Source organism: Paenibacillus daejeonensis DSM 15491 (assembly GCF_000378385.1).
GTDB classification, from domain to species: Bacteria; Bacillota; Bacilli; order Paenibacillales; family Paenibacillaceae; genus Paenibacillus_D; species Paenibacillus_D daejeonensis.
In genome coordinates, this window is sequence record NZ_KB899684.1 from 13592 (window position 1) to 40128 (window position 26537).

Below are 26537 nucleotides of genomic sequence, written 5' to 3' on the forward strand. Positions count from 1 at the left end.
AGCAGGGATTCCGATGACCGAGCAGAACGGTCGCGTGGCTGAGGTCGCGCGCAAGACGAATGAAACGGATATTAAACTGTCTTTTAACGTAGACGGCACAGGCATCTCCAATCTGGAGACCGGCGTGCCGTTCCTGAATCATATGCTGGACCTGTTCACCAAGCATGGCCAATTCGACCTCAAGGTCGATGCGCAGGGCGATATCGATATCGACGATCATCACACCGTCGAGGACATCGGCATCTGCCTCGGGCAGACGCTGCGTGAAGCGCTGGGCGACAAGCGTGGCATCAAGCGGTATGCGAGCGTGTTTGTCCCAATGGATGAAGCACTGGCGCAGGTTATCGTCGACGTGAGCAACCGGCCGCATTTTGAATACCGGGCGGAATACCCTTCGCAGCAGGTCGGCAGCTTCAGCACGGAACTGGTACACGAATTCCTGTGGAAGCTGGCGCTGGAGTCGCGGATGACGTTGCACGTTATTGTACACTATGGCCACAACACGCACCACATGATCGAGGCGATCTTCAAAGCGCTTGGACGCGCGATTGATGAAGCGACCACGATTGATCCTCGCGTACAAGGAGTGCCTTCAACGAAAGGGGTGCTGTAGATGATCGCGATTATCGACTACGGAATGGGCAATCTGCATAGCGTGAGCAAAGCCGTGGAACGGCTCGGTTACGAAGTGCGGGTCAGCGCGGATCCCAAGGAGATTCTGGACGCCGAAGGCGCGATTCTGCCGGGCGTGGGTGCCTTCGGCGATGCGATGCAGAACCTGCGCAATACCGGTCTGGATGAAGTCACACGCTTCTATGCGGAGTCGGGCAAGCCGCTGCTGGGTATCTGCCTGGGTATGCAGCTGCTCTTCAGCAAGGGTGAGGAGCATGGCGATAATACTGGCCTGGACCTGCTGCCCGGCGAGGTGGTTCGGTTCCGGGGCGACTACAAGGTGCCGCATATGGGCTGGAACCGACTGGCGTTTCGCCAGGCGAGTCCGCTGTTCGAGGGGCTGACGGAAGGGCATGTGTACTTCGTACACTCCTTCCACGCCAAGCCGGCTGAGCCCGCGGATCTGTTGGCTACAACGGACTACTACCAGGATGTCACGGCGATTGTTGGCCGGGGCAATGTGTATGGCATGCAGTTCCACCCGGAGAAAAGCGGCGAGCTCGGTATGCAGCTGCTCGACAATTTCTTGGCGCTTACGGGTAGCCCGCAGGTTGCGGTGAAGTAGCTGCCTTTAAGGTAGGGAGAGTTGAAAAAGAAAGCCTGCAAGTCACGGATCGATCTTCCGATCGCTGTTGTCCCCGGATTTCTTTGATTTTTAACCGCTCTAGCGGTTGAAATTCGGGGACAGCGTATGCTTCCGAAGCTAGCTTTTCTGCGAAAAGCTTTCAGGCGAGCGCTTCGCAGCATATGCTCCCGATGTCGCTTTCTTTCAGAAAGGTGGACCAGATTCGATTCCGTGCCTCTCCTCCACTTTTTCAAAGGCTTACTGAAAAGGCAGGTTGAATAGTAGGTAGAGAGAATCAAAAGCCGAAATAACTGCTAAAAAGCGGTAGGATTAGGGCAATGCTGCACAAAGTGCCGGAATAACTGCCAAATGGCAGCTGAATAGGCGTGTTGGTGCAGAATGCGCCGAAATAACTGCCAAACGGCATTAGGATGCGCAACCGCATTGAGACCAAGGCGATCTTAAGTAACAAATGTTACTTGGAATGGCGGTATGGTGCTCAAACGGTGGTTTTAAGTGACAAATGTTACTTGGAATGGCGGTATGGTGCTCGGATGGTGGATTTAAGTGACAAATGTTACTTGGAATGGCGGTATGGCGCTTGAACGGTGGTTTTAAGTGACAAATGTTACTTGGAATGGCGGTATGGCGCTTGAACGGTGGTTTTAAGTGACAAATGTTACTTGGAATGGCGGTCTGGTGCTCGAATGGTGGATTTAGGTGACAAATGTTACTTGGATTGGTGTTCTGGTGCCCGGATGGTGGATTTAGGTAACAAAAGTTACTTGGATGGACGGTTTGGTGCTCGGATGGTGGATTTAGGTGACAAATGTTACTTGGATTCGCCGATTGGCTGGTTAGCGCAGTTGGCGTCAGAGTTAGGCCCAAGGGGGTCGCAAGAAGAGGTTTTGCAGCGCAGAGCTTGGGTTTGTGCTTATGAAGTGGTTTTGCTACGCAAAACCTGGAGGTGAATCGATGTTAGCGAAACGTATTATTCCCTGCCTGGACGTGAAGGATGGGCGGGTGGTCAAGGGCGTTAATTTTGTGAATCTGCGTGATGCGGGCGATCCGGTGGAGCTGGCAGCGACGTACGATATCGAAGGGGCAGATGAGCTGGTGTTCCTCGACATCTCGGCCTCCCACGAAGGACGGGCGACGATGGTGGATGTGGTGCAGCGGACCGCAGGCGAGATTACCATCCCATTCACTGTGGGTGGCGGCATCGGTCACGTGGATGATATGAAGCGGCTGCTGCGCGCAGGTGCGGACAAAATCGGCATCAACACCGCTGCAATCCGTAATCCCGCACTGGTGTCCGAGGGTGCTCGCAAGTTCGGCTCGCAATGCATCGTGGTTGCGATCGACGCGAAGTATAACAGCGAGTGGGACGAGTGGGAAGTGTACACCCACGGTGGACGCAATGCGACCGGTATCCGGGCACTGACCTGGGCCAAGGAAGTGGAGAAGCTGGGGGCTGGCGAGATCCTGCTCACGAGCATGGACGCGGACGGCACCAAGGATGGCTTTGACATCCGCTTGACGCAGGCGGTCTCCTCGACGTTGTCGATTCCGATTATTGCTTCCGGCGGTGCCGGCAAGATTGAGCATTTTGCCGAGGTGTTCGAGGAAGGACGCGCCGATGCAGGATTGGCGGCGACCATCTTCCATTATAAGGAGCTTACGATTCGACAGGTCAAGGATGATCTGCTGCAGAAGGGAGTGGAGGTACGATGAGTACCAATCGGGAGGAGCTGCTGGCCCGCATCAGCTGGAATGCTGATGGACTGGTGCCGGCGATTGTACAGGACGCGGTGAGCAAAGAGGTCCTCATGATGGCCTATATGAATGATGAATCACTTGGGCGCTCTATCGACTCTGGCGAAACTTGGTTCTGGAGCCGTTCGCGTGCGGAGCTATGGCATAAGGGCGCCACTTCGGGCCATACCCAGAAAATCCGGTCTATGCATTACGATTGTGACGGAGACACGCTGCTGGTTCGGGTGGACCAGAACGGTGCGGCTTGCCATACGGGGCGGTACAGCTGCTTCTTTGGTGAGATTGAAGTGCCTGGAGCAGCTAACGACCCGCGTGAGGCAGAAGACCGCTTTGCGATGCTCAATCAGTTGGAGACAACGATTGCCCAGCGGTATGCTGAGCGGCCGGCGGGTGCCTACACAACGTATCTGTTCGATAAAGGCGTCGACAAGATTCTGAAGAAAGTCGGCGAAGAAGCGACGGAAGTCGTGATTGCCTCGAAGAATCAGGATAACGATGAGCTGCGCAGCGAGATGAGCGATCTGTTCTTCCACCTGATGGTGCTGATGCGCGAGCGCGGACTGTCGCTCGATGACGTGATGCGTGAGCTGGGTCAACGGCACGGTAAGCCGACGACCAACAAGATGCGCTAGCGGGCTAATTCAGGACGCACAGCTTCCGGTGCTCAGCGCTCGAAGGCCTGTTAAGAGCGAAATGAGGGGAAGGTCGCGAACGAGGAGGGCATCAGCCATGTTGATTGATTATCATACCCATCACGCCCGTTGCGGCCATGCGGTTGGCGAGTTGGAGGACTATGTGAAGCAAGGCATTGCGATCGGACTCGATCAAATTGGTCTGTCCGATCATATGCCGCTGCTGCACGTTGATCCGGCGACCTACTACCCGGAGATGGCCATGCCCATGGCGGAGCTGGATAACTATGTCGAGGAATGCTTTGAGTTAAAGGCCAAATATAGCGGCCAGATTGATGTGCGTATCGGTCTGGAGGGCGACTATATCGAGGGCTGGGAGCGCCAGATCGAGGCTATCGTGAACCGATACCCTTGGGACTATGTGATCGGCTCGGTCCATTTCCTCGGAGAGTGGGATATTACGGACTTCCGTCAGACGGCGGGCTGGGAAGGCCGCAATCCGCTGCAGGTCTACGAGCAGTATTATGACGCGATACAAAAAGCAGCAGCAACTGGCTTCTACGATTACATCGGACATATCGATGTAGTGAAGCGGTTCGGCTTCAAGCCTTCGGAGGATGTAACCGAGCTGGAGCGGGCTGCGCTGGATACGGTGAAGCGGCACGATCTGGCGATTGAGCTCAATGCCTCAGGCCTGCGTACGCCGTGTGAGGAGATGTTTCCATCCCGTCGGATGCTGACCTATGCCCGAGAGATCGGGTTGCCGCTGACGATTGGATCGGACGCGCATCAACCCGAGCGGCTGGGTCAATACCTGGATCAGGCGCGCGCGCTGCTGAAGGAGCTGGGCTTCACGGAGCTTGCCACATTTCGGCAGCGCCAGCGTGAGATGATCCGCTTTTGAAAATTCGCCGATTGTATGTATAATAGACAGTGAACAATAGTACGGTCAAGCCATATCAGTACTCGTAAGAATAAAATGGTTCAAACGCTCAGGAGGGTATCATGTTTAGCGATAAGTTGCGTATTTTCTCTGGTTCTTCGAACCAGCAGCTGGCCGAAAGGATCTGCGCGGAGCTGGGGCAGTCGCTCGGCAAGATCAAGATTTCGCGCTTTAAGAGCGGCGAGGTCTACGTCCACTATGAAGAAACGATCCGTAATTGCGATGTATTCATCGTGCAGTCGTTTTCCCATCCGATCAACGAGAACTTCGTCGAACTGCTGGTGATGATCGACGCGGCCAAGCGTGCTTCGGCCCGCACGGTCAACATCATCGTGCCTTACTACGGCTATGCCCGTCAGGAACGCAAGGCAGCGCCACGCGAGCCCATCTCGGCCAAAATGGTAGCAGATGTGCTGACAACCGTTGGCGCGGACCGCGTCATCACGATCGATCTGCATGCACCGGCGATTCAGGGCTTCTTCAACATCCCGGTGGACCATCTGACGGCGCTGGATATCCTGAGCGACTATCTCAAGGCCAAGGACATCAAGAATCCGGTTGTCGTGTCGCCGGATGCCGGACGAGCCTCCACTGCGGAGAAGCTGGCCAATTACCTGGACTCTCCATTCGCAATTATGATCAAGAAGCGCCCGGCGCACAACGAATCGGTCATCACGCATGTCATTGGCGATGTTGAAGGTCAGACCCCGATCATCATCGAGGACTTGATCGATACCGGCACAACCATTGTCAATGTCGTTGAGGGGCTGAAGGAGCGCGGTGCAGAGGACATCTATGTGTGTGCGACGCATCCATTGTTCTCGGGACCGGCGCTGCAGCGTTTGGACCATCCGCATATCAAGGAAGTCGTCGTTACGGACTCCATCGCTTTGCCGGAGACCCATTCCGATCGGTTCAAAGTGTTGTCTGTCGCGCCTATGCTGGCCGAGGCTACACGTATCATTATGCAAGGCGGCTCGATCAGTACGCTGTTCAAGAACGCGGGCATATAGGGCAAGATACTCAGGCAGCAAGCATGGACCATGCTTGCTGTTTGGCGTGGCTGCAAATCATCTGCTGACTTCGGACAATCCGTGCACGGACGATCTTTTGGCGGTGTGCAATGTCAGGTGTATTGCAGGGGTAAGCTATGGTATAATCGTACCAAATTCGAAGGCCGGGAGGTGTCTTGCAGATGAAAGAGAAGAAACGGCTAGCAGCGGGCGGCCCTTCAAAGGTAATTCCTATTCAGCTGGATGCGACCTTTTTTTTCGAACGGGCGGTACGCTCTCTGGATCGATTCCATTATGACAAGGCACTGAAGTATTTCCGGCGGGCGGTGGAGTACGAGCCGGACAATCCGGTAAACCATTGCAATATGGCCGGCATTCTGTCGGAGATGGGGCAATACGAGGAATCCAACCAGATTCTGACCCATATTTTGACCGAGCTGGAGCCGTCGATGACCGAGTGCCATTTCTATATGGCGAACAACTATGCCAACATGGAGCAGTACGAATCGGCTGAGGACGCATTGGTGAAGTACCTGGAGGAAGACGAAGAGGGGCAATTTCTCGATGAGTCGGAGGAAATGATGGAGCTGCTGCTCTATGAGCTGGAGCGGCCGCCGCGGCAAGCGGTCATCAAATCCCGGGAAAGCCTGCAGGAGCACGATGAGGCACGCAAGCTGCTGGAGGAGGGCAAGTTTGTCGAAGCGGTGCGGATGCTGGAGAAGATGGTCAAGAAACGGCCGGACTTTCTCGCTGCGCGCAACAACCTCGCCTTGGCTTACTACTATATGGGCATGTTCGACAAAGGAATGGCGGCCACGCATGACGTGCTGCAGATCGAACCGGGCAACCTGCATGCGCTCTGCAATCTGGCGATTTTTCACCAGCATGCCGAGCAGCAGGAAGAACTGGCGCCGCTCGTGGAGCAGCTGCGCAAGACGTTCCCGTTCCATCAGGAGCATGTGTTTAAGCTGGCGACGACGATGGGCATATTAGGGGAGCATGAGGCCGCTTTCCGCCATTTCCAGCGGCTGCTCAAGGATATTCAGCTGCAGCAGGACCCGTGCCTCTATCATTACGGGGCTGTAGCTGCGGTGAACCTCAAGCGGTACGACGAGGCGGAACGGCTGTGGCGGCAAGCTGCCAAGCTGGACCCGGAATCTCGGATTCCGCGTTATTATCTGGACCAGCTCCCGAGCATCCGACGCGGCGAAGAGCCGTCACCTTCCAGTTATCATTACCATCTTCCCTTCGAGGAGCAGTTCCGGCTCTGGGAGAAGTCAACGGCGGGCAATCTGCCCGATCATCTGAAGCGGGATCCGCTGGTACGCTCTTCGTTCTTCTGGGCGCTGCGCCACGGAGATCGTCATACCAAGCTGCAAGTGATCCAGGCGCTCGGCATGATTGCGGACAACGAGGTCAAGGATGCGCTCCGCGAATTCCTGATGGAGCCAGACGAAGAAGATTATCTGAAACGAATCGCCATCTTCGTGCTGCGGACGATTGGTGTCCATGAGGCACTCGATGCCATATTGGAAGGCGAGTCGACAACAGTCGATGCCAATCGCATGCCATCGCGGCTACCCGTTTGGATGCCCAAGTGGCAGGAAGTGTTGGAGACGGCACTGACCCGTATGAACAAGCAGTACGATATGATTCAGCAGCATGATTTGCTGACCCTATGGGTTGAGTTCCTCTCTCGTCTGTACCCGGAGGTTCCGAAGATCAATCGGGTCGAGCCGTGGGCTGCGGCACTGGAGTATTTGACAGCCAAAATGCACCGGCGCACAATTTCCTATCACGAAGTTTCTGAGCGCTACGGCACATCGATTTCCACCGTCAGCAAATATGCCCGTTGGATCGATGAGACGTGCGAGATCAAGAAGAAGATGCAGAGCATCTTTCCGGCCTTTGACGAGCTCAAAGGGAAATAAAACAAGCACATTACGTCAGGAGGTCATCAGACATGTACAAATCAATTATTATCGGAACAGGACCCGCGGGACTGACCGCCGCGATCTACTTGGCGCGCGCCAACATGAACCCGCTCATTATCGAAGGACCGGAGCCTGGCGGCCAGCTGACGACCACCACGGAAGTGGAGAATTTCCCCGGCTTCCCTGACGGCATCATGGGTCCTGAGCTCATGGCCAATATGCGCAAGCAAGCCGAGCGTTTTGGCGCCGAGTTCAAGACCGGCTGGGTGAACAAGGTAGATACCTCGAAGCGCCCGTTTACCTTGCAAGTGGAGGGACATGGCGAACTGCAAGCAGAGACGCTGATTATCTCTACTGGCGCTTCGGCTAAATATATGGGCATTCCCGGCGAACGCGATAATGTCGGCCGCGGCGTCAGCACGTGTGCGACCTGTGACGGTTTCTTCTTCCGCGAGAAGAAGATTATCGTGGTTGGCGGCGGAGACTCGGCCATGGAGGAAGCGAACTTCCTGACGCGCTTCGCGTCCGAAGTTGTACTCGTGCATCGCCGCGATGAGCTCCGTGCGTCCAAGATTATGCAGGACCGCGCGCGTGAGAATCCGAAAATTAGCTGGCAGCTGAACAAGACGCCGGTTGAAGTTGATGCAGGTCCGCTTGGCGTAACGGCGCTGAAGGTCCGCAACAATGAGACAGGTGAGGATGAGACCATCGAGACCAACGGTTTGTTCGTTGCGATCGGCCATACGCCGAATACCAAGTTCCTGGAAGGCCAGCTTGAAACGGACGAAACAGGCTACATCGTCGTCAAGCCGGGCACGACCGAGACCAATGTACCGGGTATCTTTGCTTGCGGGGATGTGCAGGACCATAAGTATCGTCAGGCCATTACGGCTGCTGGCAGCGGCTGTATGGCGGCACTGGACTGCGAGAAGTTCCTGGAGGGCAGCATGGTGCATGACTGGAGCCAGACCCTGTAACCTTGCATCTGCATAGGGAATGCGAAGGGGGCGAATCCGCTGATGACGGGCGGGTACGCCCCCTTCTTTTGCAAAAAGCCCGTGGTGGTCCGGGTTTCTTGACCGGAGGGCCCTACTGGCTTATAGTGGGTACAGAAGCCTAATCAGAAGTTGGCCTTTTGTGAACAGAACTACAAAATTAATAGAGGTGGCCTATTTCATGTCGGAGAAGATTTATGTGGGTGTCGATGTCGGCGGAACCACGATTAAGACCGGAATCTGCAACGAAGAAGGAACATTGCTGGAAACGTATGAAGGACCGACGGGCGAGGGCTCGGACGCCATCCTGAACAATATGGCAACTTATGCACGTGCAATTGTCGAGCAATCCCCGCATAGCTGGGACGATGTCCAAGGCGTTGGTGTTGGAATCGCTGGGTTCCTGGATATTCCTAATGGCATTGTAACGTTCTCTGCCAATCTGGACCTGCGGGACGTGCACGTCAAGAAGATTATGCAGGAGAAGCTGGGCAAGCCAGTTGAAATTAACAATGATGCAAATGTAGCAGCGCTCGGCGAAGCCTGGTCCGGTGCAGGCAAAGGCATCCCGAATGTCGTGTGCTACACTCTGGGCACTGGCGTAGGCGGCGGCATCATCATCGGTGGTAAAATCGTGGAAGGCTTCGCAGGCATGGCTGGCGAGCTGGGTCATATCAACATCGTACCGGATCTGGAAGCGATCCAATGCGGCTGTGGCAAGATGGGCTGTCTGGAGACCGTCTCGTCCGCTACCGGAATTATTCGTATGGCTAAGGACGCGGTAGAGCGGGGAGATCGTACGTCGCTGAGCAGTGTGGAGAATATTATGGCCAAGGATGTTGTGGATGCGGCAAAAGCGGGCGACGAGGTGGCGATTCGCATTGTCAATCGTGCCGCATACTATTTGGGTAAGTCGATCTCTACGGTTGCCGTTGTCTTGAATCCGCAACGCTTCATCATTGGCGGCGGAGTCTCCAAGGCGGGCGAGTACTTGTTCGAGCAAATGCGTGAAGTGTTCGCCAAGCTGACCCCGGATAAAGCGCAAGAAGGTGTCGAGATTGTCCCTGCGGTACTGGGCAACAATGCAGGCGTGGTAGGCGCTGCAGGCTTAGTCGCAAGGTAACGCTGTACCCAGCGGCCAGCCGGGTCGCTGGGTACTCTGGCAGGAGGAATGTACTATGACCGGCGAACCCATGGCCAAACTGCTGATCATCACGGGCATGTCCGGCGCGGGCAAGACGATCGCGGTCCAGAGTCTGGAGGACCTCGGCTTTTTCTGTGTCGATAATCTCCCCCCAGTGCTAATCCCGAAATTCGCCGAGCTGATCGAGTCGTCCAAAGGCAAGATCGGCAAGGTCGCGCTTGTCATTGACTTGCGCGGACGGGAGTTTTTCACCGCATTGTCCGAGTCGTTGAACTATATCAAGGACCACTACACCATCGGGTATGAAATTCTGTTCCTGGATGCAACAGACGGCGTATTGGTTCAACGCTACAAGGAAAGCCGCCGCCGCCATCCGCTGGCCGAGGGCGGGCTGCCGCTCGAAGGGATTCGTCATGAGCGCCACCTGCTGGCTGACCTGAAGGGCTGGGCGACACAGGTTATTGATACAAGCAACCTCAAGCCAGCACAGCTCAAGGAGCGGATTGTTTCTCGATTTACCAATCATGAACAATCCAGCATCTCGGTCAACGTCACTTCCTTCGGGTTTAAGTATGGCGTGCCGATTGATGCGGATTTGATATTTGATGTGCGTTTCCTGCCTAACCCGCATTATGTGGAGCATCTACGTCCCAATACCGGTCAGCACACCGAAGTCTATGATTATGTGATGAAGTGGCCGGAAACCCAGACCTTCCTCAGCAAGCTCCTGGATATGCTGAATTATCTGATTCCGCTGTACAGCAAGGAAGGCAAGAGCCAGGTGGTCATTGGTATTGGCTGTACGGGCGGGAAGCACCGCTCGGTTGCTATTGCTGAATACCTGGGACGGATGCTCGGCAGCAGCGAGACCGAGGTGGTACGGGTCAGCCATCGCGATGCCGAACGAGACCGACATTAACAGCTAGCGAGGTGAAGCGATGGCTCCCAAGCCAAAACCAAAAGCCAAGCCACGGATCGTCGTGATTGGCGGCGGAACGGGATTGTCTGTCATGCTGCGCGGACTGAAGGAAAAACCGCTCGACATTACGGCTATCGTCACGGTGGCCGATGACGGCGGCAGCTCCGGCATTCTGCGGCAAGAGCTGCAGATTCCACCGCCAGGCGATATCCGCAATGTGCTGAGCGCACTTGCCGACGTTGAGCCGCTCCTGGAGGAAATGCTGAACTACCGGTTCCACAATGGCGCCGGATTAGCCGGGCATTCTCTGGGCAACCTGATGTTGGCGGCGATGACAGACATCTCCGGTGATTTCGTATCTGGAATTCGCGAGCTGAGCCGCGTTCTCGCTGTACGCGGGCGCGTGCTGCCTGCTGCAGATCAGGCCATCGTCCTCAAGGCACTGATGAGCGACGGCACGTACGTCACTGGCGAATCGTCTATTACCAAGGCCAACAAGCGGATCAAACGAATTGCCATTGAGCCGCCAGATGTTGAGCCGCTAGAGGATGCGGTTGTGGCCCTGCAAGAGGCAGATGCGATTCTAGTGGGCCCTGGCAGCCTCTATACGAGCATCCTGCCGAATCTGTTGGTGCCGCGCCTGGCGCAGACGATTGAGCAATCAGATGCCATCAAGCTATATGTGTGCAATGTGATGACGCAGCCGGGCGAGACGGACGGGTATAGCGTGGGCGATCATCTTGCGGCAGTGCGCGACCATATCGGCCATCATTTATTCGATTATGTCATTGTTAACAATAGCGAGATTCCTCCAGAAATCCAGCAGCGGTACGCCGAGCAAGGCGCCAAGCCGGTGAAGCTGGACCTGGATGATGTAAGGCGGGACGGATACAAGGTCATTGCCGACCGGCTGGTTTATTTTCATACCTATCTGCGTCACGATGCAGAACGATTGAGTCATCATATTCATCAGCTTGTGGAAGACTGGATGTTACGAAAGAGGTGAGGACCTTGTCCTTTGCGGCCCAAACAAAAAAAGAACTGACAATGGTGGAAGCCGACGCTTGCTGCGAAAAAGCCGAGCTGTCTGCGCTCATCCGGATGAACGGGTCGGTCAATGTGGCCAACCGCAAGGTTATCCTTGATGTGTCCACCGAGAATGCCGCAATTGCAAGGCGGATCTATTCGCTGATCAAAAAGCTGTTTGCCGTGCATACGGAGCTGCTGGTGCGCAAGAAGATGCGGCTCAAGAAGAACAATGTCTATATTGTCCGCGTGCCGCTACGGGCGCAGGAGATCCTTCAGGAGCTGCGTATTGTCTCCGAGGGCTTCATGTTCAATCAGGGCATCGACAAGGAAATGATCCGCAAGTCTTGCTGCAAACGTGCGTACCTGCGAGGCGCCTTCCTGGCCGGTGGTTCGGTGAATAACCCGGAGGGCTCCTCCTATCATCTGGAGATTGCCTGTATGTACGAGGAGCACTGCAAGGCGATGGTACAGCTGGCTAATCGCTTCAGTCTCAACGCGCGCTGCATCGAGCGCAAGAAGGGCTTCATCTTCTATATCAAGGAAGGCGAGAAGATTATTGAGCTGCTCAACATGATAGGGGCCCACCAGGCGCTGTTCAAGTTCGAGGATGTACGCATCATGCGGGACATGCGCAACTCCGTCAACCGTATCGTCAACTGCGAGACTGCCAACCTCAACAAGACGATTGGCGCCGCGGTACGGCAGATTGACAACATTCGGCTGATCGAGCGGGAGCTGGGGTTGGACACTTTGCCAGAGAAGCTGCAGGAAGTGGCGAGAATCCGGCTGCAGCATCCTGATATCAACCTCAAAGAGGTCGGTGATCTGCTCAAGGGCAAAGTCAGTAAATCCGGCGTAAATCACCGTCTGCGCAAGCTCGACGAGCTCGCAGAAAAAATAAGAAACGGCTGAACTTTTCAACCTAGTGCGATCAGTGTTATAATGCTATAATAGTGTGAAAAGGCTTGGAAACAGGCACGATGCAGCATCTAACAATGCCAATTAATCAATTAGGATTGTAATATGTTATAGGGGGTATGGTTTTAATGACAAGGCATCCGGTGGTCGTTCGATTGAAGACAGGTCTTCATGCTAGACCGGCAGCACTTTTCGTGCAAGAAGCGAACAAGTTCTCTTCGGAAGTGTTTGTAGAGAAAGACGACAAAAAAGTGAATGCCAAATCCATCATGGGGATTATGAGCTTAGCGATCAGCTCGGGTACCGAAGTTCACATTAGTGCAGAAGGTTCGGACGCAGAGCAAGCTGTAACCGCTTTAGTCACCTTAGTGAGCAAGGAAGAGCTGGAGAACCAATAGGCGGCCCTCCAGAGCTGCCGTCAGGCATCGCGTGAAGGGCTCCCTTGAGGGGCTTTTTTGCCAGTTATAAGCATGTCTGGGCTGCGAGATCGGCGTGTCGTTCATGTCGTTGTTTCCCTGCTCAGCGCCACAGGAGGCATACTCCAATTCACCACACCCAGGGTGAACTGGAGCATGCCTCTTTTGGTTACAGAGAAAAGGAATGACAAAAAAAGAGACCGCAACCCCCGAAGGTTACGGTCTCTTCCTCATGTACAGATGACTAGCGCTGCTGTTGCAGCTCTTGGCGCAGTATCCCCCGTTGGTCCAGGGCATGCTCGATCAGACGGATGAAATCGTCGGATAGGCGCATCGCCTTGGCTTCGCGGTAGACTTCCAGCAAATGTTTATCATTCAGTGGCTTCAGGAGCAGAGTCTTGTCCTTAAAGCCAGCCGAAGCAGCGTCGGCGGAGCGGTCTGGGAACAAGCGGACCGGCGCATCCACAGAGGCCGTGGAGCCGTGCTGGGCGTAGGGTTCGCTGGACTTTATAAAGTTGCGCATCGTCAGAAAAGGATTCGATATTCTCATAGAAATGCACTCCATTAATTGGTTTCAAAAACAAGCCTAGAGTTGTATGAATATGGGAGGTTTGCTTGTAGAACATCTTACCATGAAATGGATAGTGCGTCTTCCGCAATTCAGAGGTTTGAATTTTTGTTGACAGATCCATACTATTGTGGTAAAGAGCTGCATAAAAAAGGTCAGCCCCGCGGGATGCGGAGCTGACGGTTTCGCCGGGATTAGCGGCGTTAGATGCGTTCGATAACTTTGTCTACGAGGCCATAGTTGGCTGCTTCTTCAGCGCTCATGAAGTAGTCGCGATCGGTGTCTTTCTCGATGCGCTCGAGCGGTTGGCCCGTACGTTCGGCAAGAATATGGTTGAGCTTGTCACGCATCTTCAGGATACGCTTGGCGCGGATCTCAATGTCGCTGGCTTGGCCTTCGGCCCCGCCCAGCGGCTGATGGATCATAACCTCGCTGTTCGGCAACGCGTACCGCTTGCCCTTGGCCCCTGCTGCAAGCAGGAAAGCCCCCATCGATGCGGCCATCCCTACACAAATGGTGGAGACATCCGGCTTGATGTATTGCATCGTATCAAAGATTGCCATGCCAGCCGTAATCGATCCGCCTGGAGAGTTAATGTACAAGCTAATATCCTTCTCCGGATCGTCGGCGGCCAGGAACAGCATCTGGGCGATAATCGAGTTAGCAACGACATCATTGACGCCGCTACCGAGGAAGATGATGCGGTCCTTCAGCAGGCGGGAATAAATATCATAGGCGCGTTCCCCGCGATTGCTCTGTTCAATAACCATAGGTACGAAATTCATATCCAATCGAGCTCCCTCCAAACGTATAGTGGTTTCCTTGATAAGGTTGTTCATAAAGTCCGCTGTTAATCACGAAGTATCTCGAGAAGTTGATTCGGCGTCGAATCTTGAATGCAGTCGGAACTTCCGGTGCTCACGTAGGTTCACCTACGCTCCGCTCCTCATTTCCTCCTGCCTCCAACCTTCTTGGTGCTGAACACCGAACTTTCTGAACTTGAATTGATAGTATTATCATAATTCATCCTTAAACAAAAGTCAAAGATAGTCAAACATCAATAAAAAAAAAGCGACCTCGCGGTCATCTCAGTTGTTCGTTGCGTATAAAAATGGCGCGCCCGCGAGGAATCGAACCTCGATCTCAGGCTCCGGAGGCCTACGTCATATCCATTGGACCACGGGCGCATGATGGTTATTCTGCCCTCCACAGATGGAGGATAGCGAGATTTATTATATGGGATAACGCTTCAAAAAGCAAGGGCCTGACCGAAGAAAGATAATTCAGATAAGTTGTGGGCTATTGCTGGTGAACGATCTAAGATGAACGATGGGGTGGACGTGTTGCATGGGCATGGGCTTGGACCATGAGATTGGCCTGGCGTGCTGGGAGGGAGAAGGGACGAAACTGGATATCGTTAATTGAGGTAAGAGCGTCCGATTATGAGGCTAACGAAACTACAGATCACTATTGCGGCTGAAGGAAACGGAACACGAGCAAAATGGGGCAGATAGCGATATGACGTTTCGTTAGAAACAAAAAACGGCTTAAAAGTAGCGAATAAGGTGATGTCGTTTCGTTAGAGTTGATGCGTATGCCGGACAGATCAGGACAGCAAGCAGCAGAGGAAACGGAAGCGGTCCCAAAAGCAGGCAGTAGCGGAAGCCTGATTACATCATCATGTCAAGTCTTGCAAGCGGGAGGAATATTCGATACAATAAGTGTGGGACTAAAAATGATATGCCGGGACATAAAACGTCCAACCGGAGGCGTCAGGGTAAAGGGCTGGCGCAGCCACGACCGGGGCCACAGGAGTGAAGGTGCAAGATGCGCAAAATCATCGAATTGCAGCAGCAGCTTCTGCCGGACATGTTGGATATCTTCAAAAAACGATACTCCATCCTCCAGCAGGTGAAGCAATCCCATACGATCGGCCGACGGGCGCTCGCAGGCTCGCTCCAGATGAGTGAGCGGACCATGCGTGCCGAGATTGATGAGCTAAAAGCGCTCGGCCTCCTCGATGTGCAGGCGTCCGGGGTGCGGATCAGCGATTCGGGACAGCGACTGGTGGAGGAAATTGAACCCATTGTGAGCGAGCTGTTCGGCCTCTCGGAGTTGGAGGAGCGCATTCGCCAATACTTCGGATTGCGACATGTCGCAATTGTTCCTGGCGATTCGGATTCCTCCGAGCAGGCGAAGCGAGAGCTTGGGCGCGCGGGCTGCCAGGCCATGCTGAAGTTCATGCAGCCTGGCGATGTCATCGCCGTGACGGGCGGCACCACGATGGCCTATGTGGCCAATCAGTTGGTCTCGCCAACGCCATTGCGAGGCATCCGTTTTGTGCCGGCGCGGGGCGGACTTGGTGAGAGCCTGGATTATCAGGCCAACACGATCGTCTCGACCATGGCCAAGCGAACCGGCGCCCAGTATCGCCTGCTTCATGTGCCTGATCATCTCAGTGATGATGCGTACACGTCCCTGATGCAGGAGCCCAACATTCGCGAGATTGTAGAAGTCATCCGCAGTGCACGCATGGTCGTGCATGGCATCGGTGATGCGATGGTGATGGCGCGTCGCCGCCGGGTTGACGAGGCCGTCACCGCAGCGATGAAGGAAGAAGGCGCGCTGGCGGAGGCGTTCGGTTTCTATTTTGACCGACGCGGCCAGGTCGTTCACCGGATGAAGACCGCGGGACTAAGGCTGGAGGAGATCCAGTCGACCGAAGTGGTCATCGGGATCGCCGGCGGCCGGAGCAAGGGCGAGGCGATCGCCGCCGTGATGCATTTTGGCCATGATGATGTCTTGGTCACAGATGAAGCGGCGGCGGAGGAAATTGTCCGTCACATGGAAGCGAACGAAGCACCTCACAAGCAATAATTAAATTCGCTTCTCTGAACTACTTCGTGATCCAAAGCGAACCTGTGATCAAAAGCGGGCTTTTTGAACACCCTTTATAAGGGTAATAATCAGGATATCATGATGCGGTCAGCCCTCATCGGCTGTGGCATCTTTAGATATAGCACCACCACTACACCTAATTCTAGGAGGCAAAAACAATGGTTAAAGTAGGTATTAATGGATTTGGCCGCATCGGCCGTAACGTATTCCGTGCAGCGCTGAACAATCCCGACGTGCAAATCGTGGCTGTTAACGATCTGACGAATACTAGCACGCTGGCCCATCTGTTGAAATACGATACAACTCACGGTACACTCGACGCTAAAGTTGAAGCTAAAGAAGGCGCGCTGGTTGTTGACGGCGTTGAAATCAAAGTTTTCGCAGAGCGTGACCCTGGCAACCTGCCTTGGGGCGAGCATGGCGTTGAGATCGTTGTTGAGTCCACCGGAATTTTCACAGCTAAAGAAAAAGCTGAGCTTCACCTGAAAGGCGGCGCGAAGAAAGTTATCATCTCCGCTCCTGCTACGAACGAAGACATCACTGTAGTTATGGGCGTTAACGAAGACAAGTACGACCCAGCTGCACACACAATCATCTCCAACGCTTCTTGTACAACTAACTGCCTGGCGCCGTTCGCTAAAGTCCTCAACGACAAGTTCGGCATCGTTAAAGGCATGATGACTACGATTCACTCCTACACTAACGACCAAGCTGTACTCGACGTACCGCACAAAGACCTTCGTCGTGCGCGTGCTGCTGCCGAGAACATCATTCCTTCTTCCACTGGCGCTGCAAAAGCGGTATCCCTGGTTCTGCCTGAGCTGAAAGGCAAACTGAACGGTATGGCTATGCGCGTTCCTACGCCTAACGTTTCCGTAACTGACCTGGTTGCTGAAGTTAAATCCGACGTAACTGTTGAAGAAGTTAATGCTGCTCTGAAAGAAGCTGCAGAAGGCCCACTGAAAGGCATCCTGAACTACTCCGACGAGCCGCTTGTATCGAGCGACTACAACGGTGACCCAGCTTCCTCCACCATCGACGCTCTGTCGACTATGGTTGTTGAAGGCAACATGGTTAAAGTGGTTTCTTGGTATGACAACGAGTGGGGCTACTCGAACCGTGTCGTTGACTTGGCTGCTTATATTGCTAAAAAAGGTCTGTAAAAAATAGATTTTTTTCGGATTCCCCCCAACCCCCCTTTATCCCAAAGGGGGGCTCCAAGGGGCGCCGCCCCCTGGACCCCCGGAAGTAACCACGAGGGGACTGCCGGGCTTCAGGAGGCACGATACTTAGGTTGAACAAGCCGCTTGTCGTCCCTGCGGGACACGCTCCCGTGCGGGGCAGAGCGGAAAGGCAAAGCTTCGGTCTCTTCGAGACCTGGCTCCTTAAGTGCGTGGTGGGTTCTCCGAGAGAACCATTGGAATGACAGGGACCTAAGGGAACCTGATTGAATGAGCGGTTCCCCCGAGGGAACCGATTGATGGTAGTCCCGGTTTGCCCCCGCAAATTCGGGGCTACTGCTAGTTTTAGGCATGGAAGTGGGCATATACCTTGAAGGAGGCGTCACGATGAACAAGAAGAGTGTAAAAGACGTAGAAGTGCAAGGCAAACGCGTATTTGTACGCGTGGATTTTAATGTGCCCGTGGAAAATGGTAAAATTACAGACGACACCAGAATCCGCGAAACGCTGCCAACGATCAAGTACTTGATCGAAAACGGTGCTTCGGTTATTCTGGCCAGCCACATGGGTCGTCCAGACGGTAAAGTGGTCGAAGAGCTGCGCTTGAATGTTGCGGCTGAGCGTCTGTCCGAGCTGCTGGGCAAATCGGTAGCAAAAGCGGACGAGACAGTTGGCGCAGACGTTAAGGAGCAAGCTGAGAAGCTGCAAGCTGGCGATGTTCTGTTGCTTGAGAACCTGCGTTTCAATGCGGGCGAAGAGAAGAACGATTCGGAGTTCGCGAAGCAGTTGGCTGAGCTGGCTGACCTGTACGTGAACGACGCGTTCGGCGCAGCGCACCGTGCGCATGCTTCGACAGCTGGTATCGCTGAGCACCTGCCTGCGGTATCCGGTCTGCTGATGGAGAAAGAGTTGGAAGTACTGGGTAAAGCCCTGTCGAACCCAGACCGTCCGTTCACAGCAATCGTTGGTGGTTCCAAGGTTAAGGACAAAATCGACGTCATCAACAAAATGCTCGAGATCGCTGACAACGTCCTGATCGGCGGCGGCCTGTCCTACACATTCTTCAAAGCACAAGGCCACGAGATCGGCAAATCGCTTGTGGACAACGAGAAACTGGACCTGGCGAAAGGCTTCATCGATAAAGCCAAGGAGCTGGGCAAAAATTTCTTGCTGCCTGAGGACATCATCGTAACTGACGATTTCAGCGCAGACGCGAACACTCAGGAAGTCGGCATCGACAGCATCCCTGCGGACTGGGAAGGTATCGACATCGGACCGAAGACACGTGCGAAATATGCTGAGGTGATCAAAAACTCCAAGCTGGTCGTATGGAACGGACCCATGGGCGTTTTTGAAATCGAGCCATTCTCCCACGGTACACGTGCAGTTGCTCAAGCTTGCGCAGAGACTTCCGGCTACACGGTTATTGGTGGCGGCGACTCGGCTGCAGCTGCAGAGAAATTTGGTCTGGCGGATCGTATGGACCACATCTCGACAGGCGGCGGCGCTTCGTTGGAGTTCATGGAAGGCAAGAAGCTGCCAGGCGTAGAGGCACTGAACGACAAGTAAGATCGGCTGCAATTGCAGCTGGAGAATTTTTCGAGAGGACGTGAACACACAGTGAGACAACCAATCATTGCAGGCAACTGGAAAATGTTCAAAACCATCTCCGAAGCCAAATCGTTCTTCGCAGACGTGAAGGGCAAAGCGGAGATCGACGGCGTAGAAAGCGTCATCTGCGCGCCTTATATCGCGCTGCCCGCGCTGGTCGAGGCTGCTCAAGGTACGACAATTGCTATCGGTGCGCAAAATGTGCATTTCGAGGACAATGGTGCGTACACTGGCGAGATCAGTGGCGTGATGCTGAAGGAGCTGGGCGTGAAGTATGTCATCCTCGGTCATTCCGAGCGTCGTGCGTACTTCGGTGAAACTGACGAAATCGTCAACAAGAAAGTCCATGCTGCGTTCAAACACGACCTGCTGCCCATCGTCTGTGTAGGCGAGAAGCTGGAAGAGCGTGAAGCGGATCAAACGAAGGACGTCTGCAAAGTGCAGACAACGGAAGCCTTCAAAGGTCTGAATGCAGAGCAGGCGGCACAGGTTGTTGTGGCTTATGAGCCAATCTGGGCCATCGGAACAGGCAAATCCTCGACTTCTGCAGATGCAGAGGACGTGATTGCCTATATCCGCAGCGTGATTGCTGACCTGTACGATGCAGCTACTGCAGACGCGGTTCGCATTCAATACGGCGGCAGCGTGAAGCCTGGCAACATCGCCGAGTATATGGGCCAAGCCAACATCGACGGCGCACTCGTCGGTGGCGCAAGCCTGGAGCCTGCCTCGTACATTCAACTGATCGAGGGGGCCAAGTAAGATGGCTGTTTCAGGACCAGTTGCACTGATCATCATGGACGGCTTCGGCCTGCGCGGTGAATCGCATGGTAATGCGGTAGCGCAAGCCAAGAAGCCTAATTATGACCGCTATCTGGCGAACTATCCGCATGCCACGCTGACCGCTTGCGGCGAAGCGGTCGGTCTGCCGGAAGGCCAGATGGGCAACTCCGAGGTCGGCCATCTGAACATCGGCGCGGGCCGGATCGTTTATCAGGATCTGACCCGTATTACCAAGTCCATTCGCGACAAGGAATTCTTCGCGAACGAGACTCTGCTGGGTGCGGTCAAGCATGCCAAGCAGAACGGCAAAAAGCTGCATCTGTACGGCCTGCTCTCCGACGGCGGCGTACACAGTCACATTGCGCATCTATTCGCGCTCCTGGAGCTGGCGAAACAAGAGCAATTAAATGATGTGTACATCCACTGCTTCCTGGATGGCCGGGATGTTCAGCCAGACAGTGCTCGTGGCTATCTGGAGGCATTGCAGGCCAAGATCGAAGAGACGGGCGTAGGCAAGGTCGCGACTGTTCAAGGCCGGTACTATGCGATGGACCGTGACAAGCGCTGGGATCGCGTCGAGAAGTCCTACCGGGCGATGGTCTATGGCGAAGGACCAACCTACACCGATCCGGTGCAGGCGGTTGTGGAGTCGTACGAGAAGTCGGTATTCGACGAGTTCGTCGAGCCTTCGGTTATCGTTGGTGTGGACGGACAGCCTGTTGGTTTGGTGGAATCTGAGGATTCGGTTATCTTCTTCAACTTCCGCCCAGACCGTGCAATTCAGCTGTCCAACGTGTTCACCAACAGTGACTTCCGCGATTTTGATCGCGGAGAGCGCCAGCCGAAGAACTTGTGCTTCGTCTGCCTGACCCTGTTCTCCGAGACAGTGGGCGGCTATGTCGCTTACTCCCCGAAGAACCTGGACAACACGCTGGGCGAGGTGCTCGTACAAAACGGCAAGAAGCAGCTGCGGATTGCCGAGACCGAGAAATACCCGCATGTTACGTTCTTCTTCAGCGGCGGCCGCGATGTTGAGCTGCCAGGCGAGACGCGCATTCTCATCAATTCGCCGAAGGTCGCAACCTATGACCTGCAGCCGGAGATGAGTGCGTATGAAGTCGCAGCAGCAGCGGTCAAAGAAATTGAAGCCGAGAACCATGATGTCATCATTCTAAACTTCGCGAACCCTGATATGGTCGGCCACTCCGGCATGCTGGAGCCAACGATCAAGGCGGTTGAAGTGACGGACGAGTGCATGGGGCAAGTCGTCGAGGCTGTACTGGCCAAAGGCGGCGTGGCCATCATCACGGCGGACCACGGCAACGCAGATCTGGTGCTGGACGACGTGAACCGTCCGTTCACGGCGCACACCACCAACCCGGTGCCGGTCATCGTGACCGATGCTTCGGCACAGCTACGCGAAGACGGCATTCTCGCAGATCTGGCGCCAACCGTGCTGGACCTGATGGCGCTGGACAAGCCGGCAGAAATGACGGGCTCCACGCTGATCAAACGAGGTTAATCTAACGTTTAGATTCGCGGAGATCCCTGCAATAGCGGCTTATGGCGAGTATCGCCGAGGCTGATTGTGGCGTGGGGTCTCTGAGGGTCTTTTGCCCTGAGCTTCTAGAGGGTATAATAGAGCAGACTACCAACCATAAAAGGAGTGTTCATGTTTCATGTCTATCATTACTGATGTATACGCACGCGAAGTGCTGGACTCCCGCGGCAACCCAACTGTAGAAGTAGAAGTAGCCCTTGAGTCCGGCGGCAAAGGCCGTGCGATCGTGCCATCCGGCGCATCCACTGGTGCTTTTGAAGCGGTTGAACTGCGTGACGGCGACAAATCCCGCTACCTGGGTAAAGGCGTGCTGAAAGCTGTCGAGAACGTAAACACGATTATTGCCCCGGAAATTATCGGACTCGACTCGCTGGATCAAGTTGCGATCGACCGTGCCATGATCGAGCTCGACGGAACGCCGAATAAAGGGAAACTTGGCGCTAACGCCATCCTGGCTGTGTCGATGGCTGTCGCTCGTGCAGCTGCTGACGCGCTGGACGTTCCTTTGTACACGTACCTGGGCGGATTCAACGCCAAAACTCTGCCAGTACCAATGATGAACATCGTCAACGGTGGCGAGCATGCCGACAACAACATCGACGTGCAAGAGTTCATGGTACTGCCAGTTGGCGCAGAGAGCTTCAAAGAAGCACTGCGTATCGGCGCTGAAATCTTCCATAGCCTCAAAGCTGTTCTGCAAGAAAAAGGTCTGAACACTGCTGTAGGCGACGAGGGCGGCTTTGCACCAAACCTGGGCTCCAACGAAGAAGCAATCACGACCATCATCTCGGCGATCGAGCGCGCAGGCTACAAAGCTGGCGAAGACATCTACCTGGGCATGGACGTGGCTTCCACTGAGTTCTTCAAGGATGGCAAATACCATCTCGAAGGCGAAGGCCGTTCGTTCACTTCTGCTGAGTTCGTAGACTACCTGGCTGGTCTGGTTGACAAGTACCCAATCATCACCATCGAAGACGGCATCGCCGAGGACGATTGGGAAGGTTGGAAGCTGCTGACGGACAAGCTGGGCGGCAAAGTCCAACTCGTAGGCGACGACTTGTTCGTAACCAACACCGAGCGTCTGTCCAAAGGTATCGAGCAAGGCGTAGGCAACTCAATCCTCGTTAAAGTCAACCAAATCGGCTCGCTGACGGAGACGTTTGACGCGATCGAAATGGCGAAGCGTGCTAGCTACACCGCTGTTATCTCTCACCGTTCCGGCGAGAGCGAAGACAGCACAATCGCTGACATCGCTGTAGCAACAAACGCGGGTCAGATCAAAACGGGTGCTCCTTCCCGTACCGACCGCGTGGCGAAGTACAACCAATTGCTCCGCATCGAGGACCAACTGGGTTCGACAGCGATCTACGCTGGTGCTTCCGCGTTCTACAACCTGAAAAACTTCAAAAAGTAAGACACGCTGTAAGCTTGCATAGATAAGCTTAGAGTTTGAGTAGAGGAGATGGCTGCGGCCATCTCCTTTTTATTTTGGGGCTGCATGTTGGCTAGCTGGTGGTGCAGGAGGTGTTGAACATCATGCCTTACAGCAGCGCCTACACGCGCCGCTTGTCCTCTTCCAACGAAAGTTCTTGCCTTACAGCGCCGCCCGCCTCCAACGAAAGTTTCTTGCCTTACAGCGTCCGCCCGCACCACTTGCCCGCCTCCAACGAAAGTTTCTTGCCTTACAGCGCCCGCACGCACCACTTGCCCGCCTCCAACGAAAGTTTCTTGCCTTACAGCGCCATCATGCGCCGCTTGCCCGCCTCCAACGAAAGTTTCTTGCCTTGCAGCGCCCGCCCGCACCGCTTGCCCGCCTCGAACGAAAGTTTCTTGCCTTGCAGCGTCCGTACGCGCCACACGTCCATCTCCAACGAAATTTTCTTGCCTTACAGCGTCCGTACGCACCGCTTGCCTGCCTCCAACGAAAGTTTCTTGCCTTACAGCGTCCGCACGCACCACTTGCCCGCCTCCAACGAAAGTTTCTTGCCTTACAGCGTCCGCACGCACCACTTGCCCGCCTCCAACGAAAGTTTCTTGCCTTACAGCGCCCGCCCGCACCGCTTGCCTGCCTCCAGCGAAATTTTCTTGCCTTACAGCGTCCGTACGCACCGCTTGCCTGCCTCCAACGAAAGTTTCTTGCCTTACAGCGCCATCATGCGCCGCTTGCCCGCCTCCAACGAAAGTTTCTTTTCTTGCCTTACAGCGTCCGTACGCGCCGCCTGCCGAGCTCCAACGAAAGTTTCTTTCCTTACAGCATCCGCACGCGCCGCACGTCCACCTCCAACAAAAGTTTCTTGCCTTACAGCACCGATCTGCGTCGTCTGCCGAGCTCTAACGAAAGTTTCTTGCCTTGCAGCGCCTATCCGCGCCGCTTGCCCGCCTCGAACGAAAGTTTCTTGCCTTACAGGGTCCGGACGCGCCGATTGCTCACCTCCAAAATCATTGTCTGGCTTTGGTGTGCGTTACTGGAAGAGCGTTAAGAGAGGAGCGAGCTTCAAGCGAATATGTATTCGAGTTAAAGTGTGAGGGCAAGCGAGGAGGAGGCTGGTTTGTAACAGTCTTGAGTCCTTGTAATGATAACGGAGAAGCCACAACAGCCAGCAGCCCCGCATGTGTGGACTCACGGGGGCTGCTGACGGGTTTTCATACAGTTTCATTCTCACTAGCGTCCTACATTCCTACTGTTTCCGAGCCAGGCCCTCTTGGGCGAGGCGGATCATTTCGCGGACCATGGAGCCGCCGATTTTGCCACCGATATGACCAGCGGATTCTGTGGTTAGATCCCCGTTATCGCCTTGCTTCAACGGAATGCCGAGCTTGCCGGCGACTTCGTATTTGACATCGTCTGGACGGGATGCGTCCACTGTATAGCCCTCGTTTTTCATCACTTCTGCTTTAAATTCCTGCATCGCCTGTTCCGCACCGGGGACCACGTAGTGTCTTTTCCGCCTTCGTGCCATAGATGCTCACTCCTTTCACACCATTTTTGAATAGTATGCCCTGCCCGCCCGGGAATCAGTAGATGGACGTTTGAGCGCTGGAGTCCGTCATGCTCGCATGAAACCTTTTCCAGAACTGGGCGTAAACATGGGGAGAGAGTAAGGGGAAACCTAATATTATGGGAGGTGGGAGTCATCGACGACAAACAGCAGATCGAACTCAGCCAGTCCTGGGAGTTCCTGTGCCGTCGCCATGCTGGAGTACATAATGCGCAGCTGCTCATTCATTCTGAATCCAGACAGCTTCATCTTAAAACTGCCTTCGGACCGCTGGATCAGCCGCCGACGTACCCGGATCAGCCTTTTCACACCGCGAGTGTGGGGAAGATGTTCACCGGGATCTTAATTGCGCAACTGGTGGAGCAAGGCAAGCTCCGTTATGAGGATGAGATTGCTCGTTATCTGGAGCCAGATCTGATAGAGGGGCTTCACGTGTTCAAAGGCCATGACTACAGCGGGACCCTTTGCATCGAGCACCTGCTGACCCACACGTCGGGTCTGGCGGATTACTATGAAGATAAACCGAGGAAGGCGCCGTCTTTTGTCGATCAGCTATTGCAGCATCCAGAGGCCAGTATGAGTCCGGAAGAGACGGTTAGATGGACCAAGGCACATTTACCGCCGGTACGGCGTCCGGGTCGCAGAGGGCATTACTCCAATACCGGGTATAACCTGCTGGGGCTGATTATCGAGCGCGTGACCGACAAGCCTTATCATGTATGTCTGCATGAACAGATTTTCGAACCGTTGGGCATGAAGCATACCTATTTACTGCATTTCTCCGAACCGGCGGCCGAGAGCGAATACCCGGTAGCAACGGTCTCTTTGGGCAAGCAAGTGATTGATGTGCAGGTGTATAAGAGCTTCAGCAGTAATTATGCCAGCGGGCAGACCGTCAGTACTACGGAGGACTTGCTAATATTTATGAAGGCTTTGCAGCAGAATCGGCTAGTCTCGGAAGCAACGTATGCGCGCATGCAGACTTGGAATCGGCTTTGGGTGGGTGTGGATAGCGGCCTGGGGCTTATGAGACTTCGACTTCTCCCTTTTGCCAAAGATCTCCGAACCTACGGGCACCTGGGGTCGACCGGATCATTTGCGCTCTATCATCCGTCTTGTGACGTGTATATGATCGGTAGTCTGAATTGCCGCGGCCTGATGGGTCCGGCGGCACGGTTCGTGCTCAGTGTCATCAAAAAAATCCGTTGATGCAGAAAGCTTCGCTCATATTGTCAACAGGCATTAGTTATGATAGACTATATAAAGGTGTTTTTTATAAAGTTATCTTGTCCAGAGGCTTCTGCGCTGTGGACCTTGCAAGCTTACTTAAGCAGGAGGTGGAATTGTGGAACAAGTCTTCAAGATCATTTTGGTTATTTTCGCGGTGGGTTTGATTGCGGTTGTCCTCCTGCAGAAGGGTAAGAGTGCTGGTCTGGCTGGAGCGATCTCCGGTGGCGCTGAGCATCTGTTCGGCAAGCAAAAGGCACGCGGATTGGATCTGTTTTTGCAGCGTCTGACCGTTGTTCTGGCAGCTGGGTTTTTCATTCTGGCACTGGTTGTTGCCTACTTTGTATCTAACTAATCGATCGGTCTAAGCAAAAAGCAGGGTGCGCCCCTGCTTTTTTTTATTGTCTCTGAACATGAGGATCAAAAACACGAAAAACAAACAAAAAGCGTAGGAAGTGCGGATTTCTGCGGGAGAATTGCGGTAATCTTGCAAAGAAGTTCACATGTTAGCCCGAAGGGAAATTTTACAAAAGAGAGAGGTTCCTTTACCGTAATGTTAGGAAGACAAGACGGAAAGGAACCTCTATGGTTAGCATAACGAAGCGAAACGTGTTGAGTCAAGTGCTGGGCATTATGGATCGATCTGCAAAAGCTTGGTTGTCGGATCGGTATGGGAAAAAGTTGTTTCTTGGGAAGACAGCGGTGTTATTTCTTGAAGCGATCTTAGCTAAACGTAAGAGTGTAGACGAAATT

General features: G+C 54.3%; 25 protein-coding genes and 1 tRNA gene. 21 read left to right on the forward strand and 5 right to left on the reverse strand.

What is annotated here, in order from left to right:
* Nucleotides 1-13 precede the first annotated feature (13 nt).
* The 13 genes from hisB to F556_RS0131935 all read left to right on the forward strand — a co-directional run bounded on the left by hisB (nucleotide 14) and on the right by F556_RS0131935 (nucleotide 12938).
* The gene (gene hisB, locus F556_RS0131875) at nucleotides 14-613 is read left to right on the forward strand and encodes an imidazoleglycerol-phosphate dehydratase HisB (protein ID WP_020621070.1); all 600 of its coding nucleotides are present in this window, start codon (nucleotides 14-16) and stop codon (nucleotides 611-613) included.
* Nucleotides 614-1237: an imidazole glycerol phosphate synthase subunit HisH gene (gene hisH, locus F556_RS0131880; protein WP_020621071.1), complete on the forward strand. Its 624-nt coding sequence runs from the start codon at nucleotides 614-616 to the stop codon at nucleotides 1235-1237. It begins immediately after the preceding gene.
* Nucleotides 1238-2212: 975 nt separating this feature from the next.
* The gene (gene hisF / locus F556_RS0131885; protein ID WP_020621072.1) at nucleotides 2213-2971 is read left to right on the forward strand and encodes an imidazole glycerol phosphate synthase subunit HisF; all 759 of its coding nucleotides are present in this window, start codon (nucleotides 2213-2215) and stop codon (nucleotides 2969-2971) included.
* On the forward strand, nucleotides 2968-3645 hold the full coding sequence (gene hisIE / locus F556_RS0131890; protein ID WP_020621073.1) for a bifunctional phosphoribosyl-AMP cyclohydrolase/phosphoribosyl-ATP diphosphatase HisIE: 678 nt from the start codon (nucleotides 2968-2970) through the stop codon (nucleotides 3643-3645). The genes hisF and hisIE overlap by 4 nt, the downstream gene beginning before the upstream one ends.
* A 97-nt stretch (nucleotides 3646-3742) precedes the next feature.
* Nucleotides 3743-4549 carry a histidinol-phosphatase HisJ gene (gene hisJ / locus F556_RS0131895; RefSeq protein WP_020621074.1) on the forward strand — a complete coding sequence of 269 codons (807 nt, stop codon included), beginning with the start codon at nucleotides 3743-3745 and terminating at the stop codon, nucleotides 4547-4549.
* A gap of 101 nt (nucleotides 4550-4650) precedes the next feature.
* Entirely contained in the window at nucleotides 4651-5601 is a 951-nt protein-coding gene (locus F556_RS0131900; protein ID WP_020621075.1) for a ribose-phosphate diphosphokinase, read from the forward strand.
* A 182-nt stretch (nucleotides 5602-5783) separates the two neighbouring features.
* On the forward strand, nucleotides 5784-7532 hold the full coding sequence (locus F556_RS0131905) for a HEAT repeat domain-containing protein (RefSeq protein ID WP_020621076.1): 1749 nt from the start codon (nucleotides 5784-5786) through the stop codon (nucleotides 7530-7532).
* 32 nt (nucleotides 7533-7564) lie between these two features.
* Nucleotides 7565-8512: a thioredoxin-disulfide reductase gene (gene trxB / locus F556_RS0131910; RefSeq protein WP_020621077.1), complete on the forward strand. Its 948-nt coding sequence runs from the start codon at nucleotides 7565-7567 to the stop codon at nucleotides 8510-8512.
* 199 nt (nucleotides 8513-8711) lie between these two features.
* On the forward strand, nucleotides 8712-9653 hold the full coding sequence (locus F556_RS0131915; RefSeq protein ID WP_020621078.1) for an ROK family glucokinase: 942 nt from the start codon (nucleotides 8712-8714) through the stop codon (nucleotides 9651-9653).
* 55 nt (nucleotides 9654-9708) lie between these two features.
* Entirely contained in the window at nucleotides 9709-10593 is an 885-nt protein-coding gene (gene rapZ / locus F556_RS0131920; RefSeq protein ID WP_020621079.1) for an RNase adapter RapZ, read from the forward strand.
* A 19-nt stretch (nucleotides 10594-10612) separates the two neighbouring features.
* Nucleotides 10613-11599 carry a gluconeogenesis factor YvcK family protein gene (locus tag F556_RS0131925; RefSeq protein ID WP_020621080.1) on the forward strand — a complete coding sequence of 329 codons (987 nt, stop codon included), beginning with the start codon at nucleotides 10613-10615 and terminating at the stop codon, nucleotides 11597-11599.
* 5 nt (nucleotides 11600-11604) lie between these two features.
* Nucleotides 11605-12534, forward strand: a complete 930-nt coding sequence (gene whiA, locus F556_RS0131930) for a DNA-binding protein WhiA (protein ID WP_020621081.1) — start codon at nucleotides 11605-11607, stop codon at nucleotides 12532-12534.
* Nucleotides 12535-12668: 134 nt separating this feature from the next.
* Nucleotides 12669-12938 (forward strand): HPr family phosphocarrier protein, encoded by a 270-nt coding sequence (locus F556_RS0131935; RefSeq protein ID WP_020621082.1) that lies wholly within the window; start codon nucleotides 12669-12671, stop codon nucleotides 12936-12938.
* A 262-nt stretch (nucleotides 12939-13200) separates the two neighbouring features.
* On the opposite strand, the gene sda is transcribed toward F556_RS0131935, so the two are convergent.
* From sda to F556_RS0131950, 3 genes are all read right to left on the reverse strand, one after another.
* Nucleotides 13201-13506 carry a sporulation histidine kinase inhibitor Sda gene (gene sda / locus F556_RS38990; protein WP_020621083.1) on the reverse strand — a complete coding sequence of 102 codons (306 nt, stop codon included), beginning with the start codon at nucleotides 13504-13506 and terminating at the stop codon, nucleotides 13201-13203.
* 221 nt (nucleotides 13507-13727) lie between these two features.
* Nucleotides 13728-14309, reverse strand: a complete 582-nt coding sequence (gene clpP / locus F556_RS0131945) for an ATP-dependent Clp endopeptidase proteolytic subunit ClpP (RefSeq protein WP_026297618.1) — start codon at nucleotides 14307-14309, stop codon at nucleotides 13728-13730.
* A gap of 327 nt (nucleotides 14310-14636) precedes the next feature.
* Nucleotides 14637-14711 (reverse strand) — tRNA-Arg (locus F556_RS0131950).
* A gap of 640 nt (nucleotides 14712-15351) precedes the next feature.
* Here F556_RS0131950 and F556_RS0131955 point away from each other — a divergent pair.
* The 6 genes from F556_RS0131955 to eno all read left to right on the forward strand — a co-directional run bounded on the left by F556_RS0131955 (nucleotide 15352) and on the right by eno (nucleotide 22972).
* Nucleotides 15352-16401 carry a sugar-binding transcriptional regulator gene (locus tag F556_RS0131955; RefSeq protein WP_020621085.1) on the forward strand — a complete coding sequence of 350 codons (1050 nt, stop codon included), beginning with the start codon at nucleotides 15352-15354 and terminating at the stop codon, nucleotides 16399-16401.
* A 179-nt stretch (nucleotides 16402-16580) separates the two neighbouring features.
* Complete coding sequence (gene gap / locus F556_RS0131960) at nucleotides 16581-17585, forward strand: type I glyceraldehyde-3-phosphate dehydrogenase (RefSeq protein ID WP_020621086.1); 1005 nt, start codon at nucleotides 16581-16583, stop codon at nucleotides 17583-17585.
* A 405-nt stretch (nucleotides 17586-17990) separates the two neighbouring features.
* Complete coding sequence (locus F556_RS0131965) at nucleotides 17991-19172, forward strand: phosphoglycerate kinase (RefSeq protein ID WP_020621087.1); 1182 nt, start codon at nucleotides 17991-17993, stop codon at nucleotides 19170-19172.
* Between the two features lie 51 nt (nucleotides 19173-19223).
* A complete protein-coding gene (tpiA, locus tag F556_RS0131970; RefSeq protein WP_020621088.1) occupies nucleotides 19224-19976 on the forward strand; it encodes a triose-phosphate isomerase in 753 nt (250 codons plus the stop codon).
* 1 nt (nucleotide 19977) lies between these two features.
* Complete coding sequence (gene gpmI / locus F556_RS0131975) at nucleotides 19978-21519, forward strand: 2,3-bisphosphoglycerate-independent phosphoglycerate mutase (RefSeq protein WP_020621089.1); 1542 nt, start codon at nucleotides 19978-19980, stop codon at nucleotides 21517-21519.
* 157 nt (nucleotides 21520-21676) lie between these two features.
* On the forward strand, nucleotides 21677-22972 hold the full coding sequence (gene eno, locus F556_RS0131980) for a phosphopyruvate hydratase (protein ID WP_020621090.1): 1296 nt from the start codon (nucleotides 21677-21679) through the stop codon (nucleotides 22970-22972).
* Nucleotides 22973-23291: 319 nt separating this feature from the next.
* Here the strand turns inward: eno and F556_RS39145 are convergent, their stop codons facing one another.
* Together F556_RS39145 and F556_RS0131990 are read right to left on the reverse strand one after the other, a co-directional pair.
* Nucleotides 23292-23423 (reverse strand): hypothetical protein, encoded by a 132-nt coding sequence (locus F556_RS39145; RefSeq protein ID WP_281167930.1) that lies wholly within the window; start codon nucleotides 23421-23423, stop codon nucleotides 23292-23294.
* 813 nt (nucleotides 23424-24236) lie between these two features.
* Nucleotides 24237-24518, reverse strand: a complete 282-nt coding sequence (locus F556_RS0131990) for an alpha/beta-type small acid-soluble spore protein (protein WP_020621092.1) — start codon at nucleotides 24516-24518, stop codon at nucleotides 24237-24239.
* Between the two features lie 165 nt (nucleotides 24519-24683).
* Between F556_RS0131990 and F556_RS0131995 the strand changes: the two genes are divergently transcribed.
* Nucleotides 24684-25766: a serine hydrolase domain-containing protein gene (locus F556_RS0131995; protein ID WP_020621093.1), complete on the forward strand. Its 1083-nt coding sequence runs from the start codon at nucleotides 24684-24686 to the stop codon at nucleotides 25764-25766.
* Nucleotides 25767-25902: 136 nt separating this feature from the next.
* The gene (secG, locus tag F556_RS0132000; RefSeq protein WP_020621094.1) at nucleotides 25903-26139 is read left to right on the forward strand and encodes a preprotein translocase subunit SecG; all 237 of its coding nucleotides are present in this window, start codon (nucleotides 25903-25905) and stop codon (nucleotides 26137-26139) included.
* The last annotated feature ends 398 nt before the right edge of the window (nucleotides 26140-26537 follow it).

Coding starts and splice junctions, on each gene's coding strand:
- hisB (WP_020621070.1), top strand. CDS start 14: ATGACCGAGCAGAACGGTCGCGTGGCTGAGGTCGCGCGCAAGACGAAT.
- hisH (WP_020621071.1), top strand. CDS start 614: ATGATCGCGATTATCGACTACGGAATGGGCAATCTGCATAGCGTGAGC.
- hisF (WP_020621072.1), top strand. CDS start 2,213: ATGTTAGCGAAACGTATTATTCCCTGCCTGGACGTGAAGGATGGGCGG.
- hisIE (WP_020621073.1), top strand. CDS start 2,968: ATGAGTACCAATCGGGAGGAGCTGCTGGCCCGCATCAGCTGGAATGCT.
- hisJ (WP_020621074.1), top strand. CDS start 3,743: ATGTTGATTGATTATCATACCCATCACGCCCGTTGCGGCCATGCGGTT.
- F556_RS0131900 (WP_020621075.1), top strand. CDS start 4,651: ATGTTTAGCGATAAGTTGCGTATTTTCTCTGGTTCTTCGAACCAGCAG.
- F556_RS0131905 (WP_020621076.1), top strand. CDS start 5,784: ATGAAAGAGAAGAAACGGCTAGCAGCGGGCGGCCCTTCAAAGGTAATT.
- trxB (WP_020621077.1), top strand. CDS start 7,565: ATGTACAAATCAATTATTATCGGAACAGGACCCGCGGGACTGACCGCC.
- F556_RS0131915 (WP_020621078.1), top strand. CDS start 8,712: ATGTCGGAGAAGATTTATGTGGGTGTCGATGTCGGCGGAACCACGATT.
- rapZ (WP_020621079.1), top strand. CDS start 9,709: ATGACCGGCGAACCCATGGCCAAACTGCTGATCATCACGGGCATGTCC.
- F556_RS0131925 (WP_020621080.1), top strand. CDS start 10,613: ATGGCTCCCAAGCCAAAACCAAAAGCCAAGCCACGGATCGTCGTGATT.
- F556_RS0131935 (WP_020621082.1), top strand. CDS start 12,669: ATGACAAGGCATCCGGTGGTCGTTCGATTGAAGACAGGTCTTCATGCT.
- sda (WP_020621083.1), bottom strand. CDS start 13,506: ATGAGAATATCGAATCCTTTTCTGACGATGCGCAACTTTATAAAGTCC.
- clpP (WP_026297618.1), bottom strand. CDS start 14,309: ATGAATTTCGTACCTATGGTTATTGAACAGAGCAATCGCGGGGAACGC.
- F556_RS0131955 (WP_020621085.1), top strand. CDS start 15,352: ATGCGCAAAATCATCGAATTGCAGCAGCAGCTTCTGCCGGACATGTTG.
- gap (WP_020621086.1), top strand. CDS start 16,581: ATGGTTAAAGTAGGTATTAATGGATTTGGCCGCATCGGCCGTAACGTA.
- F556_RS0131965 (WP_020621087.1), top strand. CDS start 17,991: ATGAACAAGAAGAGTGTAAAAGACGTAGAAGTGCAAGGCAAACGCGTA.
- gpmI (WP_020621089.1), top strand. CDS start 19,978: ATGGCTGTTTCAGGACCAGTTGCACTGATCATCATGGACGGCTTCGGC.
- eno (WP_020621090.1), top strand. CDS start 21,677: ATGTCTATCATTACTGATGTATACGCACGCGAAGTGCTGGACTCCCGC.
- F556_RS39145 (WP_281167930.1), bottom strand. CDS start 23,423: ATGGACGTGTGGCGCGTACGGACGCTGCAAGGCAAGAAACTTTCGTTC.
- F556_RS0131990 (WP_020621092.1), bottom strand. CDS start 24,518: ATGGCACGAAGGCGGAAAAGACACTACGTGGTCCCCGGTGCGGAACAG.